This window comes from Shewanella piezotolerans WP3, assembly GCF_000014885.1.
Lineage (GTDB): Bacteria > Pseudomonadota > Gammaproteobacteria > Enterobacterales > Shewanellaceae > Shewanella > Shewanella piezotolerans.
In genome coordinates, this window is sequence record NC_011566.1 from 3,116,530 (window position 1) to 3,138,746 (window position 22,217).

General features: G+C 41.5%; 15 protein-coding genes and 1 pseudogene. 7 read left to right on the top strand and 9 right to left on the bottom strand.

Annotation, left to right across the window (positions count from 1 at the left end):
• Positions 1 to 270: 270 nt before the first annotated feature.
• Positions 271 to 2,359, top strand: a pseudogene (locus SWP_RS13325) (bifunctional 2',3'-cyclic-nucleotide 2'-phosphodiesterase/3'-nucleotidase).
• Positions 2,360 to 2,429: 70 nt separating this feature from the next.
• Here SWP_RS13325 and SWP_RS13330 read toward each other — a convergent pair.
• The 3 genes from SWP_RS13330 to SWP_RS13340 all read right to left on the bottom strand — a co-directional run bounded on the left by SWP_RS13330 (position 2,430) and on the right by SWP_RS13340 (position 3,580).
• Positions 2,430 to 2,615 carry a hypothetical protein gene (locus tag SWP_RS13330; RefSeq protein WP_020913047.1) on the bottom strand — a complete coding sequence of 62 codons (186 nt, stop codon included), beginning with the start codon at positions 2,613 to 2,615 and terminating at the stop codon, positions 2,430 to 2,432.
• A 211-nt stretch (positions 2,616 to 2,826) separates the two neighbouring features.
• Complete coding sequence (locus SWP_RS23215; RefSeq protein WP_020913048.1) at positions 2,827 to 3,132, bottom strand: hypothetical protein; 306 nt, start codon at positions 3,130 to 3,132, stop codon at positions 2,827 to 2,829.
• Between the two features lie 82 nt (positions 3,133 to 3,214).
• The gene (locus SWP_RS13340) at positions 3,215 to 3,580 is read right to left on the bottom strand and encodes a hypothetical protein (protein ID WP_044555915.1); all 366 of its coding nucleotides are present in this window, start codon (positions 3,578 to 3,580) and stop codon (positions 3,215 to 3,217) included.
• A gap of 234 nt (positions 3,581 to 3,814) precedes the next feature.
• Here SWP_RS13340 and SWP_RS13345 point away from each other — a divergent pair, with 234 nt between their 5' ends.
• Positions 3,815 to 4,426: a DUF938 domain-containing protein gene (locus SWP_RS13345; protein WP_020913051.1), complete on the top strand. Its 612-nt coding sequence runs from the start codon at positions 3,815 to 3,817 to the stop codon at positions 4,424 to 4,426.
• Here SWP_RS13345 and yjjG read toward each other — a convergent pair.
• Both yjjG and SWP_RS13355 read right to left on the bottom strand, forming a co-directional pair.
• Positions 4,423 to 5,100 carry a pyrimidine 5'-nucleotidase gene (yjjG, locus tag SWP_RS13350; protein WP_020913052.1) on the bottom strand — a complete coding sequence of 226 codons (678 nt, stop codon included), beginning with the start codon at positions 5,098 to 5,100 and terminating at the stop codon, positions 4,423 to 4,425. The two genes, SWP_RS13345 and yjjG, sit on opposite strands and share 4 nt — an antisense overlap.
• Positions 5,101 to 5,228: 128 nt before the next feature.
• On the bottom strand, positions 5,229 to 7,238 hold the full coding sequence (locus tag SWP_RS13355; RefSeq protein WP_044555916.1) for a methyl-accepting chemotaxis protein: 2,010 nt from the start codon (positions 7,236 to 7,238) through the stop codon (positions 5,229 to 5,231).
• Positions 7,239 to 7,947: 709 nt separating this feature from the next.
• Here SWP_RS13355 and SWP_RS13360 point away from each other — a divergent pair.
• A complete protein-coding gene (locus tag SWP_RS13360; protein ID WP_044555917.1) occupies positions 7,948 to 10,506 on the top strand; it encodes a hypothetical protein in 2,559 nt (852 codons plus the stop codon).
• 107 nt (positions 10,507 to 10,613) lie between these two features.
• Here the strand turns inward: SWP_RS13360 and SWP_RS13365 are convergent, their stop codons facing one another.
• Positions 10,614 to 12,404, bottom strand: a complete 1,791-nt coding sequence (locus tag SWP_RS13365) for an acyl-CoA dehydrogenase C-terminal domain-containing protein (RefSeq protein ID WP_020913056.1) — start codon at positions 12,402 to 12,404, stop codon at positions 10,614 to 10,616.
• A gap of 206 nt (positions 12,405 to 12,610) precedes the next feature.
• Between SWP_RS13365 and SWP_RS13370 the strand changes: the two genes are divergently transcribed.
• From SWP_RS13370 to SWP_RS13385, 4 genes are all read left to right on the top strand, one after another.
• Positions 12,611 to 13,456: a D-hexose-6-phosphate mutarotase gene (locus SWP_RS13370; RefSeq protein WP_020913057.1), complete on the top strand. Its 846-nt coding sequence runs from the start codon at positions 12,611 to 12,613 to the stop codon at positions 13,454 to 13,456.
• Between the two features lie 832 nt (positions 13,457 to 14,288).
• Positions 14,289 to 17,435, top strand: a complete 3,147-nt coding sequence (locus SWP_RS13375) for an intermembrane phospholipid transport YdbH family protein (protein WP_020913059.1) — start codon at positions 14,289 to 14,291, stop codon at positions 17,433 to 17,435.
• A 116-nt stretch (positions 17,436 to 17,551) separates the two neighbouring features.
• On the top strand, positions 17,552 to 17,716 hold the full coding sequence (locus SWP_RS13380) for a YnbE family lipoprotein (protein ID WP_143711249.1): 165 nt from the start codon (positions 17,552 to 17,554) through the stop codon (positions 17,714 to 17,716).
• Between the two features lie 24 nt (positions 17,717 to 17,740).
• Positions 17,741 to 18,061, top strand: coding sequence for a YdbL family probable chaperone protein (locus SWP_RS13385; RefSeq protein WP_020913061.1), 321 nt, complete (start codon positions 17,741 to 17,743; stop codon positions 18,059 to 18,061).
• A gap of 78 nt (positions 18,062 to 18,139) precedes the next feature.
• Here SWP_RS13385 and SWP_RS13390 read toward each other — a convergent pair whose 3' ends face one another.
• From SWP_RS13390 to SWP_RS13400, 3 genes are all read right to left on the bottom strand, one after another.
• Positions 18,140 to 19,300, bottom strand: a complete 1,161-nt coding sequence (locus SWP_RS13390; protein WP_020913062.1) for an AI-2E family transporter — start codon at positions 19,298 to 19,300, stop codon at positions 18,140 to 18,142.
• Position 19,301: 1 nt separating this feature from the next.
• The gene (locus SWP_RS13395) at positions 19,302 to 19,979 is read right to left on the bottom strand and encodes a potassium channel family protein (protein WP_228371064.1); all 678 of its coding nucleotides are present in this window, start codon (positions 19,977 to 19,979) and stop codon (positions 19,302 to 19,304) included.
• A gap of 290 nt (positions 19,980 to 20,269) precedes the next feature.
• Positions 20,270 to 22,117 carry a hypothetical protein gene (locus SWP_RS13400; RefSeq protein WP_020913064.1) on the bottom strand — a complete coding sequence of 616 codons (1,848 nt, stop codon included), beginning with the start codon at positions 22,115 to 22,117 and terminating at the stop codon, positions 20,270 to 20,272.
• Between the last annotated feature and the right edge of the window lie 100 nt (positions 22,118 to 22,217).

A 22,217-nucleotide genomic window follows, 5' to 3' on the forward strand; every position in this document is an offset into this window, starting at 1 on the left:
CAAAGGGATCAGCAGCTCAACATAAACCTAAAAACACACCCCGAATAGTAACAATAAAATGATGGATTGATTAATAAAACAGCCAATAAATTAAAGGTTCCCCTTGTCACAAATTGATACACCAGAAGTCAGCCTTAGATCACAAAAGTCACATAAATACCCTCTATAATCACAGCCGCTATCAGTGAGTTATGCCAAAAATAAACCTGTTAGCAGTTTAAGAAGCGCTCAATGGCTTCTTGGGGTCTAAACAAATATAAGAGAATGGATATGTTAAACAAAAAAGTTTTAGCAGTAGTTATCGCAGCATCACTTGGTCTAACGGCTTGTGGCTCAGACGATGATGACAACAAAGTCAGTGAGGTTCAGGTTGATCTTCGAATTCTTGAAACTTCAGATCTGCACACTAATATCATGGATTTTAACTACTACAGTGGTAAAGAAGATCCAACAATCGGTTTAGCCAAGAGCGGCTAGCTTGATCAGCCAGGCCCGTGCAGAAAAAGCAAACTCAGTGCTTGTCGACAACGGTGATCTACTGCAAGGCAGCCCAATGGGTGATTACATTGCTAGCGCAGGCCTAAGCGATACTCATCCTGCTTATAAAGCGATGAACACCTTAGATTACGCAGTTGGTAATATTGGTAACCATGAATTCAACTACGGCTTAGAATTCCTAGAAAAAGCCATTGCTGGTGCGGATTTCCCTTACATCAACGCTAACGTTATCTGTGCTAAAAAAGACGGTTGCTGGAATGAAGTAGAATTTGCAGACAACATGTTCACCCCTTACCTTATTACCGACAAAGTGGTTGTCGACAGTAATGGTAATGAACACACAATCAAAATTGGTTACATCGGTTTTGTTCCGCCACAAATTCTGCAGTGGGATAAAGCAAACCTAGATGGTGAAGTTGAAGTGCTTGGTATTACTCAGGCTGCGAGAAAGTTCATCCCGCAAATGAAAGCTGAAGGTGCCGATGTGATTATCGCCATCCCGCATTCAGGTATTGGTTCTAGCGATAACCCAGGTGATGCTTGGGCAGAAAACGCAACTTATGCTTTAACTCATGTTGAAGACATTAATGCCATCATGTTTGGCCATAGTCACTCGATCTTCCCTGATGCTAAGTACGCTGATTTACCTAACACTGACGTTGAAAAGGGTCTATTGAACGGTGTACCAGCAGTCATGCCTGGTCGCTGGGGTGACAACTTAGGTATTGTTGACCTTAAACTTCGCAAAGAAGACGGTAAATGGAATGTTTACCATGAAGAGTCGCAAACTGAAGCACGCCCAGTTTATGATACAGCCAACAAAGAAGAGCTAGTTACAGGTGAGCAATCAATCCGTGACGCAGTTGAGCTTGAACACCAAGGTACTTTAGAATTTGTTAACCAGCCTATCGGTGTTGCAACCTCTGACATGTATAGCTTCTTAACTCTGGTTCAAGATGATCCTACGGTACAGATTGTTTCTGATGCACAGATTGCTAAAGTGACTCAGCAAATTCAAGCTGGTACAGATGAAGAACTGAAGAAACTACCAGTATTGTCAGCATCAGCACCATTTAAAGCCGGTGGGCGTTATGAAGAAGGTGATGCTAGCCAATTTGTCATGGTTGAAGCAGGCGAGCTGACTTACAGTAACGCAGCTGACCTATACTTGTATCCAAACACTATGGTTGCAGTAAAAGCGACCGGTGCTGAGCTACAAGACTGGCTAGAGTGTAGTGCAAATCAGTTTAACCAAATTGATCCAACAAGCACTGCGCCTCAAAACCTCATTAACCGTGCAGGTCACCCAACCTATAACTTCGATGTACTTGATGGCTTAACTTACAAAGTTGATGTTACTCAGCCGTCAAAGTTTGACCGTAACTGCGCTGAAGTTAATGCTGATGCAAATCGTATTGTAGATCTAGCTTACACCGATGCCGATGGCAAAGTCTTTACCGGTGCCGAATTTAACGAAAAAGAGTTTGTTGTTGCATCAAATAACTACCGCGCCTTTGGCGGCGCATTTGCAGGAACAGGTCCTGATCACGTAGTACTTGAACTGCCTGATGAGAACCGCGAAGCACTATCTCAGTATATTACTGCAGAGTCACAGCCAGATGGTTCAGGCGGATACAACAGCGCTGTTGATCCTTCAGCTGACTACAACTGGGATTTCAAAACCATCACGACCAACGTAGCACTTGATGTTCGCTTTGAAACTCAAGATAGTGAACTTGCTGATACGTTCATCAAAGAAAACCAACAGCGTACAATGGTTAAGCTTGCTAAAGATGACAACACAGTTGCTGGTTTTGCTATTTACAGCATAGACTTAACTACAGAGCCTACTGCAAAGTAATCGCTAGTAACTAAGTTTTAATCCACTAAAAAGGCTCCTTAAAGGAGCCTTTTTTATTGCGTTATCTTGACTAGCTGACAGGGAAGAGCCATTGGTAAACCCAACGTGCGCCAAAAAAGCCTGCCGGTAAGCCTGCTATAATGCCTAACATTAAGCCAAAGAATCTAAGTCTTTTCCGATTAAGTTGAGACAACATCTCGATATCGTCATCGCAATCAATCTGATCCTGTTGATGGGTCACTTGATTAGTATCCATATTGATTTCAACTCCCTGTCGTTAACTCTAGATATCCTTATCGCCGAATTATGGCTGGCAATTGCGATTAACGCCAATGATTACTTGCTACAAAATGTTTACCATATACCATCAAATCGACAACGACCTTGTCTACATCCCAGTAAACTCAGAAAAACAGATAAAAAAACTGCAGATAATAGCATCTTTACAAAGAATATTTCGATGCACTCTATCCATTACGTTCGTCTGTATCGAAATGACATTGTTTAACAAAATTTTTAAGGTGAATATTCTGTTTAGCTAAAGCATTAGCCGCCTCTTTTGCCATTTCATCGGTTTTCAACGCGGCCTTAGCGCTTCTTAGGGATGCGAAAGAATCAAACATAAAGGTAATCGTTAAAGTCTGGTTTACATTGTTGAAATTCACTTTATGAGTCAACCATTCAAAGCCAACAACTTCCCCTTTTAACCGCTCACACACTTCAGTCAATACCATCCGGATAGTATTCTCTATTTTTTTGTCACTTTTTCTCACTACAACCTCAATATTAGCGCATTCAAATATGTCAGATGTAACGGTTAGCGCTTACGACTTTAACCTCAATCAACTCACCAAATTAGCCTTGATTTATAATGAGTAATTTAGCTATAAACCCTTTTACCGAATCGACATTGTCAAAACTGAACGCTAATCCATAGTGAATACCATTAACACTCTTTTGTACTCTCTTTGGAAACCGTGTCATTTCAGAATAATGGCAATATTGTTCTTTAGCATGAACCCCTTCAAGTGCTGCCAAATCAGCCTTAAACACTTCGTAAGCGGGCCTAATCACTAACTGAGCTTGCTTACCATCAACATACAGATAGAAAGGCTCCTTAAGTTTTGGCAACATATATTCAGTCACTTTTTTGAGAGTGAAGTTAGTACGACATTCAAGCTCGCTCAATACTGCCATCATCTCTTGTTGTTCAATCGCCACGTTACTTCCTTATTCATTATGGCCGTAAACACGGCATAAGATTTAGGCTTGATAATAGCGCCTTTCACAAAATCTTCCTACGACTATCTGCCTGTTTTAATTTAATATACAAGCTATATAGAGTTGTTTTTAGTTCTATAAAAGAGTAAAAATAACTGTTATAAATCAAACTGGCCCCGTCATTACCTATCAATTTAAATGGCAGCTTGTAACATTGATAAAAAGGATAAATTTTTGAGCTCTCTTCCCTACTCTCAATCATGTGAAAATAATAAGGCGGCAATTGCTGCAATATTACAAGACAGTTTTAGCCAATCATCACATGTGCTGGAGGTTGGTAGCGGCTCAGGTCAACACGCTGTGCACTTTGCCAAACTACTGCCCCACCTAACATGGCAGACTAGCGATCAGTTGGAATATCATTCAGGGATTAACGCTTGGCTAGCAGAATCTCCAAGTGACAATTTACGTAAACCACTTGAACTAGATGTATTGCAACCATGGCCCATCGATCAACTAGAGCAACCATTTATTGATGCTATATTTACCGCAAATACGCTGCACATCATGTCAAAGGAGATGGTTAGACAGTTTTTCTTCGGCGTTGGCAGACACCTAAGTGAAAATGGACAGTTATGTATCTACGGGCCTTTCAATTACCAAGGACAATACAGTAGTGAAAGTAATCGAAATTTTGACCGTTGGCTTGCAGACAGAAATCCGCAAAGTGCCATACGTGATTTTGAATGGATAATGCAGCTTGCAGAAGAGCAAGGTTTACAGTTAATAGCTGACTTTAGCATGCCAGCTAATAACCGTTTACTGCACTTTGAAAAACAGTGTTAGTCTGCCTTCAACAACTGCTGTAGCTCAGTTAAAGAACCAACCTCATAATGCGGGGTGATATTGTCAGGTTTATCTTCACCAAGTCGATTGAGCCAACAGGTATCAATCCCAGCATTTAAGCCGCCCTGTATATCAGAATGCGGATTATCACCAACCATTAAAATAGTGTCGCGTTTAGGCTGACCCATTTGTGAAAAGGCGTGGTCAAAAATACCAATATCTGGTTTGGCGACCCCCACTTGCTCAGATATCACCAGTGGAGAAAAACGATCGATTAAACCCACTCGCTCCAACCTCACGGTTTGCAGCTCAGTAAAGCCATTAGTAATGATCCCCATATTAACTCTGCCCGTTAAAGCATCAATCAACTCCTGAGCACCTGGTAATAATGTACAGATGTCTGCCATCGCAGCAAGAAATTCACTATTAAGCCGTTGAGTAGATACTCTAATTTTTTCTGCCCACATTTCGAAGCGGGTATTTTGCAACTGCTTAGCCGTTAGCTTTCCATCTTGATAATCAACCCACAAAGGTTTGTTCACCAATTGGTATTGCTGAAAATCCTCAGCAGTGAAATCTACATTGAACCGAGAAAACATCAGCTGTAAACCTTTAAAAGCATCAAAGTGAAACAAGGTTTCATCAGCATCAAACAATATCCAATCGTACTTCACGTAACTATCCTTTATATGGGTTTATTGCTTTCTTAATGCTGCGAATTTTACCCTAATAGACAACTAAAAAGCACCTTGTTGATTAGACAAGGTGCTTGATGAGCTGTTTGAATCACTTTTTCATGAGGTTATATTTTAAAACGTCTCACCAGATCTGTCAGTTTGTCGGTTTGTGTCTCAAGATCGGTACAGCTTTGCATTAAATTGCCAGCTTCACTTTGAGTTTGCTCACCAATATTATTAACCTCTTGCATCATATCTCGAATAGACTGGGAGACTTGATCTTGCTCTTGAGTAATATTTACAATGCCCTGCATATGCTCACTGTTCTCATCAACGACAACGGTAATTTCTGTAAGTTGAGTATGTACAACTTGAGTATCTTCCATGTACTGATTAACTTGCTCACGTGTTGATCGCATACTGCTTTCAGCTGCAACCGCTTTACTTTGCAAGTCATTAATACTGCTTTGGATACTTTCAGTCGATTCTTGCGTTCGTTTGGCTAATTGGCGCACCTCATCTGCAACGACAGCAAACCCGCGACCGTGCTCACCAGCTCTTGCCGACTCAATCGCTGCGTTCAACGCTAATAAGTTAGTTTGTTCAGCAATATTGCGGATCACCACCATTACTTCGCCAATCGATTGGCTGCTCATGCGCAGATCTTCAATGGTATGAACGGCACTATCAAAGTTTACATTCAGCGTTGACAGTCCCTCCATTGAGTTACTCAAGACTGATTGGCCTTGCTTTGAAGTGTCGCTTGCCACTTCTGCGGATTGGCGGGCGCTTGAGACCTGCTCTTTAATCTCGTGCGCTGTCTCGGCCATCATGTTGATAGTATTAACCGCTGAAGCCACCTCTTGCTGTGACGCTTGAATTTTATTAGAGGCAAGCTGACTAATGTCACTCACGTTGGCAGTTGTTTGTTTTAACTCGGCGCTACTGTCCTGTACATGACTGACAATATTTTGGATTTGGCTGACGAAACTATTAAATGCTTCCGATAGCTGGCCAATTTCATCATTATTTTTAACCGAAATGGTTTTAGATAAGTCCCCATCACCTTCTGCAATTTCGACTAAGGCTTCCTTTACCTGAGAAAGTGGCTTAAGCAGCATAGAGGTCATAAAATAAACCGCGACCAAAGTGACAACTAAAATGAGCAGCACGATCAGCGCTGAAGATTGTACAGACTCCTTCACTGGCGCTTCGGCGTATTCTAGCGGGATCATGATCGCCAGTTTCCAATCAAGGCCTAGCTGAGTAACCTCAACGTTACTAAACTGCACATAGTAGTCATTACCTCGCCAAGTGATCTGTGACTTGCCATAACTGTCGCGATCCATTTGCTTCGCAAGCTGCATAAAGCCTTCATTGCCATTTTGCCGATCTAATGTATCCAGTTTGATGTTTTCTGTTTCGCGATTCTCAACATCTACAATAGCTAGCTGCTCATCGGGAAATACCACCATATCGCCATTATTGTCTAACAAAAATGCTTGGCCTTGGCCTTTATAATTGATGGCAGAAACAATGTCTTTTACCGATGTAAGATAGAGATCTACACCACCCACTCCGATAAAATCTTGCTCAAAATTATTAATTGGAAAATTAATGGACACATAAAATTCGTTGTATCTTGGCTCAAAGATAATACGGCTAACATTCCACTTATTAGTGTCTTTAACTTCATTCCACCACGGACGTTCAAGCACGTTATAACCAGGTATGACAGACACCCCTTCTTCAGCAAAGTACTCTCCTGTAAATCCTGAACCAAAGAATATCGAGATGATATCGCTACTGTGCTTCACTTCTCGGTCCATGATTTTCACGACGCGTTCAAATTCTGGCGTCTGCAATCCTTCGCCGCTGACAGTATGACTATCAAACCAATCGATAAGACCAACGTTTCTGAATACTGTGTCTACACCATTTGCGTGTTGTTTAAAGTAACTTTCAATTTCGGTCGCATTCAGCTTGATTGATGCCGCCATCGAATCATCTAGTTCGCTGCTAGCTGATTGAGCGACGTAACGCACGGTAAAAAATGCGGTTAACAAGAGGACTAGAGAGACAACAATGGCTGTTGAAACAACTATTTTTGCTGTTATCGAATTTTTAATACTCATAGGATACCCAATTATCACGATTCCAATTCATTTATTGGTTTATTATTCTGATTTCTTTATAAACACAAGTGCCAAATTAACATAAACCAATATCGGCTCACTTACAAAAAACGTTAGCATAACAACTTGAAAATTATTAAGGATAATAATATCAAAAAAAACAGCAATTAAAAGACTCTGAAATTGAGTCCAAATAAAATTTTAAAATAATACGTTTTAAAACGATAAAAATGCTTAGCTAACGCCTCCCTATGGTTCATATTGCGAGCAGAGATTGGTTTTTAGCACTGCTCGTGTACCACTTTCCAGTTTATCCACATCAAATCGTTGCAAAAAGTGAATAATTATACTTTTATTTATTGAATTTCAAAAACTAACAATAAAGGTATACAATATCCCCGATATCGAGTATCATCCTCTATTGTTAAAAAAATGACAAAGAAACATTCCTGACAAAGGATTGTCAAATAGTATTATGAGTTGAACAAAACGATAAAATATATATTCCGAATTTATTATATAAGCACTAGAAAGTGCTTCATCCATTAATATAATAAATACCGTCACATTGTAAAATCTTTATAAGTGGCAACCTAGCATGCTTAGACTAGTTCTAATTAGCTTACGAAAAAGAACAACCAACAAGCTCTTATTTTAAACATGCTATTGAGTCGTTGCCATACATTCTAATATTATGGAACTGAATTGTATGAAAAAGAAATTAATATACGCGTTAACCTCCGCTATTATTTTGAGCGCTTGTGCACAAAGTACTCCCCCTCTGTCAGCATCTAGTTCAGATAAAGCAGTATCACGCTATTCTCTGGATATTGTACAGGCAATACCAGTCCCAACAGCAATGAAGGCAGAGGTGATCCATAATGCGAGAACGTCGACTGTTGTCGATATTGATGTGGCTTTTGTTGGTAAGCAAATACCCTTTACGTTTAGTGAGGGAAAAGTTGCCAATACAGAAGGTTTTGACTGGTATGTAAGTAAACATTTTGCATTGAAAACGGATTACCCTGCAGAGCGTGCAAAATTTTTCTTAGAACTACTGGAGTTATCCTACCCCTACTATGTCGAGTTTTTTGGGCTAGAGCCAGCAAATATTAAAAACCAGCGTATTGCATCTACCTATGCTACCAGTGTTGGTGAATTGCGTTTAGCCATGTTCGATGACGGCTTTAATCGCGGCGTGCATCACTATGCTGGCGGCGAAGCGATGTACTACAACCAAGTTGGCTATAGTTTCCCAACCGAAAGGCCTCAGCACCGTCGCTATATTGCTATCCATGAAACCATGCACTCTTATCAAATGGCCGTTGGTAATTACCCGTGGACACCATCATGGCATGGCGAAGGGTTAGGTGATTCATTAGCCAATCATGTGTTCGATAGTGAGAAGAAACAACTCGCAGTTTTTGGACATGATGTGCCTATTTTCGATGTAGTAAGCCAAGGCATCGATGTTTATTCAAAAGAAAGTCCAACATTAGTCGACATTCATAATCGAGCAAAATTTGACCGCGGCCTTAACGTACTGTTTGTACAATTCATGTATAACAACCCAGAATATTCGCAGTACATGAAGATCTATCACCAAGAGATTGTTAAACGTCAAACAGCTAGCCGAACTGAGTCTTTAGCTTTACTGCAAGAAATTGTTCCAGATTGGGATGGGCTAGAGCGTACTTTCAAACAGTGGGCTGAAAATATTGTTCAAACCCATGAGGTCGCCACCCGCGGTCAATGGGAAATGGACGGTAATATGTTCTACAAGCGCAAATCGAGCTATGAATATGGACCACAGCGCCTTGGTTTTAACATGACGCCAGCGCAAGTGCCTAGTTTCACCCCGTTCCAAATAGATTTTCCGCAAGCTACAGCAAGTACATTAACCTTACCCGTAAAGCGTGGCGTTGCTGAACCAACCCTTGCTTTTGTTATTGACTTCGACAAGACGCAGATTGACCAAGGCAGCATAGGGATGGCACTAGGAGCGCAATCAACCGCTGAAAACACCAAAGCTAAATTAGCGAGTTTCTCTGGATGGAAAGGTGCCAATACCGATACAGACCCGCAATTACGAGTCGAAATAGCAACCGGTAACACCTTGCTAATTAATGGTCTATCGCTTGGAATGGAGGTTAAAAAGATAGCCTTGCCTGCAGACATTGTAAAAAGCATAAATAGCCAAGACAAGCCGCAGCTAGGCGTTTCAATTCAAATTCAGAATGACCAAATTATCTATACCTTAAAGGCTAAAAATGCAAATACCTTTAGTGTAGAACAGCCAATCTCAGCAACGATTTACACAGCGCTAGTTGATAACCCGTTTGGCTTAATCTCAACGGACAACCAACATGGTATTACCCCTTTTATTGATGATGGTCGCGATTTAAACCCCGATAAAATTGACTACACAGTATCGGCACCAACAAATGCATGGGCATTTAAAGGCGATTCTCTGTCGCTTAGATTTGCTAGAGCGATATGGAAAGCAGGTGATAAAACACCTAAAACATGGAGAGATGGATTTAACGCACTCAATAGCGCTGCACTAAATCGTCACTCTGCCGATAAAGAGCTAGCGATAGTGGTAGCGCAATTGCCTGCACTTGCTAAAGCAGGCGCAGGGTTAAATGATGCACTTGCTGAACTTTCTGGCCTAGAGCTAAAAGTTGATTGGATTGGCCAAAGTCTAACATCTCTTGAAGAGGTGGTTATTTTAACCAACCGTAGTACAGACACGATAACGTTCAGCCTAACAGTTACAGGCGGTGATAAGTCCTCAGCAGCACAAACTATCACCATTGAACCTGGCCAGCGACTGGAAATCCCAGTCGAGAAAAGTTTGCTTAAAGAAGCTAGCACTATCACAGCCAATATCAGCTACTTATGGAATGAGCAACAGATCAGTCAATCTGTTACTCAAAAATCCAAACAGTATCGTGGTTTTGAATTACCGCAGATCAGTGCTCAATATGCTGAGGGTGAACTCACCATATCAGGTCAACTAAATGGTCCGTTCGCAGGTGCGACATCGGGGCACGTAATTTATGACCTGTTTCATGGCAATGAAAGTGAACGTCATACCGAGGCTTTTACTATGCAGCCGTATGAAGAAAAACCATTGAGCAAAAGTTTCGCTATCGATGCTAAGTTGATAAAGCATGATGCATGGTTTGAAGTCACTGTGATAGCCGACGTTGACGGTGAGCCTATTACGCTAAGAAAGCGTTTACCTTTCGTCGCTAAAAAATAAAGTGTTATCCGAAAGTAGCTGCACATCAGAAAGTTTTTGAAGCTTAGATAACAAAGCCTATTACCTCTGCGTAATAGGCTTTTTTTATACTGACTTGGAACTTACGACTAAAAATCAGCGCTGTCAAAATCACAAATAATCTGACTTGCCGAGTCTATTTGTTTAACTAGACCACGTGATTGTGGTGTCCAGTAAGCAATATAAAAGCCCGCAGTTTTCAATTTATTTTGGTAAAAATCGACATTTTCTGCGCCAGAGTCTATAGCAGCTAACGCTTTATTAGCCACCCTTGCCCACATCCAAGTTAAAGCTGTAATACCCAAAAGCTGCATATAAGCAAATGAAGCTGCACCAATCGTATCAGGCTTTTGGGCAGCTTCAGTCGCTATCAACCCCGTAGCCTTTTCAAGGTCATTTGCTGCAGCCATTAAAGCGGCAACAAAAGGTTTCATCGCTTCTTTGGCCTGATTAATTTGGATAAAGGTTTTAACTTCCTCAGACCACAACTTTAACGCAGCGCCTTTATCAGCCATTACTTTCCGACCGACTAAATCTAATGCCTGCACACCATTAGTGCCTTCATAAATCATCGAAATACGGATGTCTCTAACAAACTGCTCCATGCCCCACTCATGAATATAACCATGCCCACCAAACACTTGCTGTGCATCAACACAAGCCTTAAAGCCTTGGTCAGTTACAAACCCTTTTACAATTGGCGTAAATAACGCTGCAAGTTGAGCCGCTCTCTTTTGTTGCTGTGGATCGTTATGCCGCTCCGCTTCATCAAGCCAAAGCGCTTGTTGGCCCATTAGTGCTCTAGCGCCTTCATTAAAGGATTTTTGTGACAACAACATACGGCGTACATCACCATGGACCAAAATAGGATCGGCCGCTAAATTAGCATTTTTAACACCACTTAATGCTCGACCTTGAATACGATCTTTAGCGTAAGCCAAAGCATTTTGATAAGCGATATCAGACACACCTAACCCTTGAATTCCGACTCCCAATCTCGCTTGGTTCATCATGGTAAACATTGCCCGAAGACCTTGATGCGGTGCCCCAACAAGCTCACCAATAGCGCCATCAAAATTCATTACGCAAGTCGAGTTACCGTGGATCCCCATTTTATGCTCTAAACTTGCTGCACAAAGGCTATTGAGTTCACCTAAACTTCCATCTTCATTCACCATTACTTTAGGCACAGCAAACAAAGAGATCCCTTTTACCCCCTTTGGAGCATCAGGTAGCCTTGCCAACACTAAATGTATGATGTTGTCGGTTAAGTCATGATCTCCCGATGAGATAAATATCTTCTCGCCAGTAATAGCAAACGTATCCTGACCGGCAGGAACGGCTTTAGTACGCAACAGCGCAAGATCGGTGCCCGCATGAGATTCAGTAAGGTTCATGGTGCCGGTCCACTCCCCACTCACCAATTTTTCTAGGTACTTTTGTTTCAATCTATCATTACCATGCACATGAATAGCAGCGTAAGCACCATGAGTCAGACCTGGGTACATAGCAAAAGCCATGTTTGTCGCCGTTTTCATCTCAGTGGCAAAGATCCCAACAACTTCTGGCAATCCTTGGCCGCCAAATTCAGGATCACAAGTCAAAGTCGCCCAGCCGTTGTCAACATACTGTTGATAGGCATCAATAAACCCTTTGGGCGTAATCACTTTTCCATCAATTAACTTACAGCCTTCTACATCGCCAGAGCCATTCAATGGCAGCATAATATCTGTGGTAAAGTCTGCAACTCCTTGCAATACCGCATCGATAAGTTCAGGGTCGAACTCATCAAATCCTGCTAAATTATCTTGGTTATAAATATCCAGCAGTTCATTAAGTACAAACTGATAATCACGTAACGGAGCTTGATAAATTGGCATGCGTCATCCCTTTAATTGTTTTATTTATGGTCACTGCTCTGACCACCTTAACCAAATTTGAGCAAAAACTCAGCATTATTTTGGCTTTGTTTATCCATCAGAACAGCGTTACCGTAAAATCATTCTAAATAGCCCTTATTTAACCCTGCAAAACGGGGTAAGCTAAATCTAACTATCGCGTTTACACTCAGAGAGGACATCTCCCAATGGGTTCGGTCACCACTAAAAAGCACGCCAATGGTCTTGAATATGTTGAAATAAATACAGCTCAATGCAAGGCTAGAATTTTTCTACAGGGTGCGCAAATTGACTACTTTGAACCAGTAGGAAAAGAACCTCTGTTATGGGTTTCAAGTGCCGATGATTATCAAGTTGGAAGTGGTATTCGCGGCGGTGTACCAGTATGTTGGCCATGGTTTGGTATGAGCCCTAATCCAGGTTTTCCTCAGCACGGATTTGCTCGAACCAGTATATGGACACTCGACTCGGTAAAAATGCTAGATGAGGCTGTGGAGGTCAAGTTTACCCTACCAATTTCGGACTCAGATACGCAATACTGGCCCCACGATACCAGTGTAGAGTTGCTATTTCGCCTTAGCGAAACCCTGTCAGTGAGCCTAACAAATATTAACCATGGTGATTATGAAGTCAGTTTGACCCAAGCGCTGCATAGCTATTTCCCTATTGAAGATATCCATCAATTAACGGCAACTGGGTTTTCAGATTCAAAATACATCGAATTTGGCAAAGGCCCTTTTAATCAAGCGCAGGATGACGTTGATTTTAACCGTGAAACAGACCGAGTTTATACCAACCTAGGCCCAGTACAACAACTTCATACCCGTAAAGGGATTATAGAAGTCAGCCGCGAGAATAGTCATAGCGCGGTATTATGGAACCCATGGATAGATAAATCACAACGATTATCGCGCTTTAATGATGATGATTACTTGTCTATGGTCTGCCTTGAGGCTGCGAATGTGCTTGAAGACAAAGTGACACTTGCGCCAAAAGAAAGTCATACATTAACAACACACATTCGCTGGAAATAGCAAATATGAGTATCGACATCGAAAGTAATTAGACTTATCGATGTCGATAACATCAGGGCTTTTGAGCTTAGTTTTTGTTCGAATTCAATGCCTTTAGGGCAAGTCTTGAGCGATGACCCATAGCGAGCTAAGTGAAAGCTCGTAACGCCATGATAAAAGCATTGAAACGAACCCGAGTGTCCACGGTGCTTGGCTATTTATACTGCGTTACAAGTTATTTGTGGGGAATGACTAAACCGTATAACCTTTGCCTTGTTAAAATAGCCAATAAACAGCGGTAAAAACAACTAAGAAAGATCAACGCCCTCTAGACAATGGCAACCGAGACCAAACCTGCCTTAAAGCGAATACTAAACAAATTGCAGAACTCCAAAACCAAAATTCAATAGTGCGGCCAAGCTCGCCATCACGGCAATCTGCTCACCTGCACTGAAAAAGCGGTACCAAACATACATCAGAGATGTAATATCGCGGCTGTCACATTTAATATACCAGCCACCATTAACGCTTTATTCTCTTATCTATCATCCTTAAATTGTATCTATCCAACTAGAAGAAGTTAACACGCAAGATTTTTTGCGTCTTCTAGCACAAGCCTAAGACTCTATGTCGCTACTTCTGAAGCTGCTACATTCAGTTGTTCTATCGAGTCATATCGCTGTTAACAAGCTAAAATAACTCACAAAGCAAAAGCTGTCATTTCAATAAGTAGCCGCTTAAGTCATTGATAAACTGTTCATAGCTTAAGATAAGGTGCTAGAATCAGCCCAATAAACCAACGATACAAACCATATAACAATTCCAATTAAATCAACCTAAGAGAGTGCAATAAGTGCAGCAGGCCGCCACAAAAACATTTAACCATAAAGCCCGACGCTTATTACTGATTTTCTTTGGTATGATATTGTGCGTACTTATCATCTCAGCGTTCTACATTAGCTTCAATTACCAACGGTTAACTCTTTCGCTGGCAAATCACTTTCTGCAACCCTATCAAATAGAGCTTAAACAACTGAATATTAAGCCACTTTCGTTGACTCACTGGCTGGCGCCACAGGTATCATTAACAGTCAACGGCAGCGATATTAAGATAACTGAGCTAGAGGTAGCACTTTTACCAGAAACAAAGCTATTAGCTTTGGGTATTGATGATCTGCAATCCTTGTCGGCCAAAAATGTCGACGTGCAACTAAGCCCAAATATACTGCGCCAATCAACGGCCAGTAGTGATGTTTCAAACCCGACAATAGCACTTGATTTTGCCGCACTACCTGAAATTGAAATAGAACAAACCCAATTCACACTAAAAGGAATAGCAGCCGAAAAGCTAACCATGTCATTATCCAAGCTAACACTTGATAAAAGTGGCCACTTTAACAGCGAAATTGATCATAACAATGCTTCAGTGTTCAGTTTAGATGCGCAACTTTCGTCAAGCCTTTGGCAAGCTAAAACCCAAATTAATTTTAACGAATTACAAGCATTAACGGCAAATATCTACAGCGCGGAGTCTCAGCTGTTTCCAACAAATAGTAGCATAGCGGCAGAAAATGCTCCTCATACCAACAGTTTATTAGCTCCTTTATATCAACTTCAAGAGACGCTGCGCTCACAGCAGATTAACCTCAGCGGACACTTGGACTCAACGGTGAGTTTGGCATTAAAATCAGGGCAATTACAATCTACACATAAGTTGAGTCAATTTAGTGTTGAGCTCAAAAGCCTTGCTGCGCTAACTTTAGCACCTTCCACTTTGATAGATAAATCTTCGCAGATAAATAACAAACCTAAGCCGCTCCCCCTTAAACCAATACCCAATGACTCAATTCAATCGCTGGTTTTTGCTGTAAACGGTCACATCGCTGATCTGCAGCTAAGGGTTCAACCTTTTGAGCTCGTCGTCGCACCTTCTCAGCAGCAAATGACAGAAATATTGCACCGGCTTAATGATTCACCATTCGAAAATGCGCTGAGCAACCTTTATAAAGTGATGTCCTTTAAAGATGAACAAGCAAACGTCATCACACCGCAATTACGTATCGCAGTAAACAGCCCAATAGATTATAAGCTACAGGACAAGTCTATATCGACCAAACTCATGTCGATTAATTTATTGCAGAGTAAACTTGCTATAAATGTGGATATATCAAATATCAATTACTCTGTTCTCCCCCAAGACACCCAACACAAAAATGATTTTCAAGCCGCCTTTAATTGGAAAATACAGGCAAACCACCAGCAAAATATTCTGCTTAATTCCCTATGGCCAACATTAACGGCACTGCCCTACGACATCGCTATTGATAATGCCGCAATTAAACTTCACGGGATATTTACCGCTGCAGTTACCGATGGAAAACCAAGCTACAGTGTCAATATTGGTCCACAAGCATTGCAGTTGACTCAGGGAGTCAGCCTGTCTAACAATGCCTACAACATACCAGCTGCAATGCCTCGCGTTAACGCCAGCATAAAGAAAACGGAATTGGAGCTAGTGACTGCAGCCGAGTACCATTTCGAGAAAGGAGAAACGACACTAACCATTCCTGAAATTCGCTACAAGCTTGAGGATGCTCTTCTGACGCAGCAATATAGAGACTCGCAGAAAACTCATTATCAAATGAAAGTAGGCTCAGCCCTCGTGGCGTTACAAAATCCTACTACCTTGACAATGACGCCTGCTAAGTCACAAACTTTAGCCAACCAATTATTGCATCAAACACTGTCAAACCAGCTCAATTGGTCACTAGATCAAGTCGAACTCGATAAGTCTACGGTAATCTTCTCAGCTAAAAAGAAACGAAAGGTAGATAAAAAACTGTTGCACTTAGCGCAAGTGAACTTGACGCAATCTATACAACTTAAAACAGCAAAACTCTACACTGAGGAGGATTGGTGGATTAATGATATAAACCTTTCCAGCCAACACACTTATTCACCAAAAAATAGTCAGCTTAATCGCTTTAACCTCGAGGGAGATTGGCAATTTAACAATGAATTTGAACCGATCATCGCTTTCTTAAGCCAGACGAAGTCACTCCCAGACTCGATTGTTCTTAATGGCAATACTGCTCTTGATGTGCACTATCAGCTTAAACAAGATAACGATACGCAATTTTTGCTAACATTCGAGCCAAATGTTACCAATATAGAAGGTAGCTTTGCCAACTTACCCTTTGAAGGCGGCTCTCTAAATACTCAATGTAGCTATCAATGGCAGCGTGAGCTGAATAAAAATAGCAGCAGCTTTAAGTGCGACAATATAGAGCTGATTTTACAGGCGTTTAATCCTGGGGTGTTAATCACCGACATTGCAGCTGAAGCCACATTATCATTTAGTACTGATTCGAGTTTATCAACGGCTTCTATCAGCACTGATGAAGCCAATCATTTAGCCTTACCAGCTGAAATTTTTGGAGTTAAACAAGCCTCAGTGAGACTGACAGCCAAAGGTGATCTACTTGACGGACAATTACTGATCCCACAGTTTAAATTAAGTTTGAAAAAGCCCTCTTCGGCGTACTTCGTTCTGCAACACATCAACTTGGAAAAGCTACTCGAAATTCAACCACAAGTAGGCATATACGCGGATGGAATCTTTGATGGCGTTTTACCCATAACAATTGAAAATGGGAAAGCTGAGGTAAAAGGAGGCCAATTAGCAGCGAGACAGCCAGGTGGATTGATTGCAGTCTCAGGTAACCCCGCCGTTGATCAAATGCGCTTGAGCCAGCCTTACTTGGAATTCGCCTTCTCTGCGTTGGAGCATTTAGAGTATTCTCAACTTTCCAGTAGTTTTGATATGAACACGCTCGGTGATGCCATACTTAAGGTCAATGTAAAAGGTCGTAGCCGAGGCATTGAGCGTCCAATTCATCTAAACTATTCTCAAGAGGAAAACATGCTGCAACTTCTAAGAAGCCTACAGATTGGTGACAACTTACAAAACCAAATTGAAAACTCTATACAACAGCAATAAATTGATTGGCGAAATAGCTAAACCTGTTTACTCTAGGCTTCTATAATACGCTGCCATTACCACGAAGTAAGGATAAGTCATTGAAGATATTTAATATCCCGAAAAAAACTCTGAGCATGCTCATTGCAATATATGCCCTAATTGGCTGTAGCCCTACTGTTAAAATAGAGCCACCAGATAAGCCTATAGTGATAAACCTCAATGTAAAAATTGAGCATGAAATCAAGATTAAAGTAGACAAAGAGCTCGACGAACTTCTCGCCGATGATGAGTTGTTTTAACCCAAGGATAAGAAGGAGTGATTAATGAAATCTAAAATACTAGTTCTATTTGCTAGCCTGTTACTTAGCTTCAATGCCTTGGCTATTTCTCTGCAAGATGCCAAAGCACAAGGGTTAGTGGGAGAGCAGACCAATGGTTATCTTGGTCTTGTTCAAGCTTCAGCGGAGGCAAAGACGCTGATCATTTCGGTTAACGCTAAGCGTAAATCTCACTATCAGAAAATAGCGAAGAAAAACAATATTTCACTGAATGATGTTGCGAAACTAGCTGCTGAGAAAGCGATTAAGGGGACCAAAAAAGGCCAATACATTCAAACAACCAGTGGTAAGTGGGTCAAGAAGTAACCGAATGACTTCGGTTATCATATACCGTCATTAAAAAGCCCGTTAAATACGGGCTTTTTAATGCATCTATTTTGAAGACTACTCGTCAGCACCGCTATGAGCAGGTGCACTCACCATAGGTTTCGTTTCGCTGTTAGTTTCATCACTACTTAAGGCGTCCTTATCTCGACCGTCTTCGCTTTTAAGCCAAGTAATAAACAGCTCATACCAAATAGCAAGCACCACTGCGCCTAGAAATAAGCCGATTATCCCAGCGGTGATCATACCGCCTATAGCACCAATCAAAATTACAGGCATAGGTACATCGACACCGCGCCCCATTAACATTGGCTTTAAGAAGCTATCAGAGACACCTGCAATAATGACCCAAACGGTAAATATTGTCGCAGGGGTAGAGTCATGTGTTGAGAAAACAAAAAATATTAATGGTAAGACGACCAATAACGGTGGCAGTTGCGCAATGCCCAAGATAAAAACAATAAAGGTAAATAAACCCGCGGCAGGAATACTAAAGGTAAATAGTGCCGAACCAATTAATATCGCTTGGATAAACGCCACCCCAACAACACCTAATAACACACTCCGGATTGTCGCTGCAGTTAATGTTGTCCACTCTTCGCCATGCTTGCCAACGACTTTAACCGCCACGGTGCTCACTGCAGCAGCAGACTTCTCAGCATGTGCCATAAACCCACCAGCAATTGCTAACGAAACAATAAACATCACTAGTGTGCCAACACCGCTGCCTAAAACTCCGGCCATAGTACCAACTGCTGATTTAATTTGTGGTAAAAAGTGGATGACTGCTTTTTCAAGATTGGTTGAAAAAAGTGCCCAGGCATCAAACAGCTTATCGCCAATCAAAGGGATATCAGCAATTTTTTGAGTTGGGCCAGGGATTCTAATTTCACCAGATTGCAAAACAGCAATAGTATGACTAACGCCATCAAATATTGAACTAGATACTAATATAAACGGCGTTATAAGCAGTATAATACTGCCCAATGCCAAAATGGTCGCTGCGAGTCCCCGCCGCCCTTTTAACGCCCGCTCGAGCTTTTGAGTCAACGGCATTAATGCTACCGCTATAATCGCTCCCCATAAAACTGGAATAACGAAAGGTTTAATAATGTCATAAGTCCAAACGATTAAAATAAATAACAAACCGATACGAATGGCTGACTCCATCATATTAGTTATAAAAAGCTTGCTTTGACTGTGCTGCATTGGATTTTCCATATTAACGGTCCTGTTCTGAGACTTTTTGAGCCAGTCCAGCGCTCACCAAACTTGCCACCACAATTGCCATATAAAACACACCTGCAATTGCTTCTAAATATACAACAACCTGTGCAAAAGGCTTATCTGGGCTAATATCGCCATAGCCCAACGTCGTTAGTGTTACAAAACTAAAATAAACCATCTGTGAAAAGTTTTGCCCCCAAGGTACTTGCTCTATTCCGCCAAATGCACTTGGAGAAAAGGCTAGTATCAACAAATAGGCTAAAGCCCACTGTAATCCAAGTAATAGAAATAACGCTATCGACCCTACCACCTTGTTACTATCGACTGAGCCAGAAAACAAAATTTGTCTGCAAATAGAGCTAAATGTACCCCAAAAAAAAGCAAACATTAGCAGTAACATCATTAAGTTAAGGTGAGGAATGAACACTAATTTTTTAAGTATAACCAAAGCAATCCATATGACGATCAACATCTGCATAAAGCGCTTCCAGCTCTTATCAACCCCTAAACTCACCACACAGACTAAAAAAGTCACCGCAATGATCCCCTCAAGGATAGACTCCACCATCCCCGCTGCCACACTTTTAATTAGCGAAGCGCTCAGCAGCATGATCACCAGCGCAGCGGTCATATAGTAAAAATTGTTATCTTTATTTATTTTTCGTTCAATCAAGCTAAACGGTCCTTAAAGATTAGAGCAAAAGAGCCTACTATTGGCTTACCATTAAACATCGCACAAATATCTTATAGGTCAATGTTTAATAAACTTTTATGTAAGAATAATCAAAACAAACTCGATGGCAGAGATAGGTGGGTTAGCCTCCCCCATTTAACATGGGATCAGCTTTTAAGTTTAAGATAAACAACGAGTTGAGTATGAGTCCGTGTGAAAACCATATAAATTTAAATGGAAAGCTATTGCTCGAGCCCTAGTCACCACTAGGGCCGCAAGCAACCTTCTTATTAATTAACAGTGCAGCCAACAGCGAGTTCATCGGATACTTGTCGCCACACTCCCCAGGGCTCAGCCGCAAAGACGATACTCGGTGTACGACCTCCCGCAATATACCATTCATTGCGATATTGCTTGCAATCTAGGCCATCAATAACCACCTCTCCTGGATTACTGTAAAGTTTTGCACTATCCCAATACCCTTCTAAAGGGGCAACTGGGGGAGTGTGTTCTCCAGTGGTGAAGCGACATTGACCATTAGCATCAACCGTAAAGATCATTTGTGCACTCAGGGATATATAAGTGTTATCTTTAGCTGCGGCTAACGCCTGCAGTGCCGCCGTCGCTTCATTAGCACAACTTGCGTTACCATCACTGGTGTCTAATGTAACGAAACTGCCATTAAGATCGATTTTCAAGCTGTTTTGTGGCAATAGATATTCATTGACATCTGACTGAGACGACGCATTTTTCGTGACCACTAAGCTTGTCTTATTATAAAAATTATAGAAGTAGAGCTCTTTTTTGCTGCTGTTATCGTAAGGACCGCCCTCACCTAGCTCATAAACAGGTAATTGCACAATTACCTTTTCAAGTACTCTACCAAACTGATCTCGATAGGAAATCGTACCGTTAGTCGATAATTTGGCGAATTCGCTACTCGCGGCTTGCTTAGCCAACTCAATGATCCCAGCGGGGTAAAAACCATAGGTTTCTAATAGCGAGAGATAATTGCTGATATCAGCTAAAGAGAGCTGCGTGTCATAACTTGTCGATAACGATGTCGCTTTTTCAGTTAATTTATTGGTGACATCTGGGATCTGCCTAATATAGCGCGCACCAAAATCATTCTGCTTTTGGAAACAAGTCCAATCATCTTCTAGATCTTCCGTAATGGTGACACAATGATCGAAAATAGCTTGAGTTCTCAATAGCTGATCTTTAGCGGCGTATGGGCCACGGTTATACATAAAAGACATGATCATTGAAAGAGCATCAGGATCTTGCGAAGCTTGTAGAAAAAGGTGCATAGAATCTTGCGAAGCGTCTGAGCCTTGATTCCACGGCAGCGAGCCACTAACGATTGCTAATGCAGAACCATTATAAAATCCACTACTAATCGCAGAGCCAAGTATATTGCTAGCAGGACCATTGTTTGAGCTAAGCACCTCTTTAGGATCCATGTCGGCGTATGGGGTTGGAAAACCACCACCGACGACTCCCTGTAATTCCGCCCAAGCAGAACCTGGGTACTCTATCTGTAATACGCCATCGTCTTCAGCTTCATTACTCATCGGTACATCAGGTAAGTCATTACCTAACGAGCTTTCTTGTAGGCCCTTAGAAACAAAGTAATTGGGGTTCATCTGCCGTTCAAAATAATTACCAAACGATTCACCTGTCGCAAAATTGCGGGTTAAATCAAACGTACCATTGACGCCCTTTTTCAAACCGTGTTGCATCTGCACCCGACTAGATGCACTCGCGTGCGCGAAAGCAAGTGCCCAAAGCTTATGTTCTTCTATGGTGGCACTACTGCTGTTGTTAAGCACACTTAGGTTAATCGTACCGGCGTGTTCAGCTTTCCAATTGATTTCATAAAACTGACCTGAATTATTACACCCAGCCCTGTCAATATCGAAGCCACCGTCTGCAGTTTCAATAATCTCACAGTGGTAATTGACGGTTACATTATCGGCTAATCGAATCTGGTAATCGGGGGCTGCAGAGTTAATGGCATTTAAGGTTGGTAATAGCGCTTGATAATCCTCTTCGGTGATAAACTGTACCGCCATTGCCGATTGACAACATAGCGACAATATAACTGCCTGGGCCACTTTAGATTTCAATAGATTCATTTTGTCCTTCCTCTTATTTGTGAGTAACGCTCAAACGTAAACTGCTCATAAAACAATCAACCGTTCTGGTAGAGTTTCACTTTAAATAACAGCAAGACAA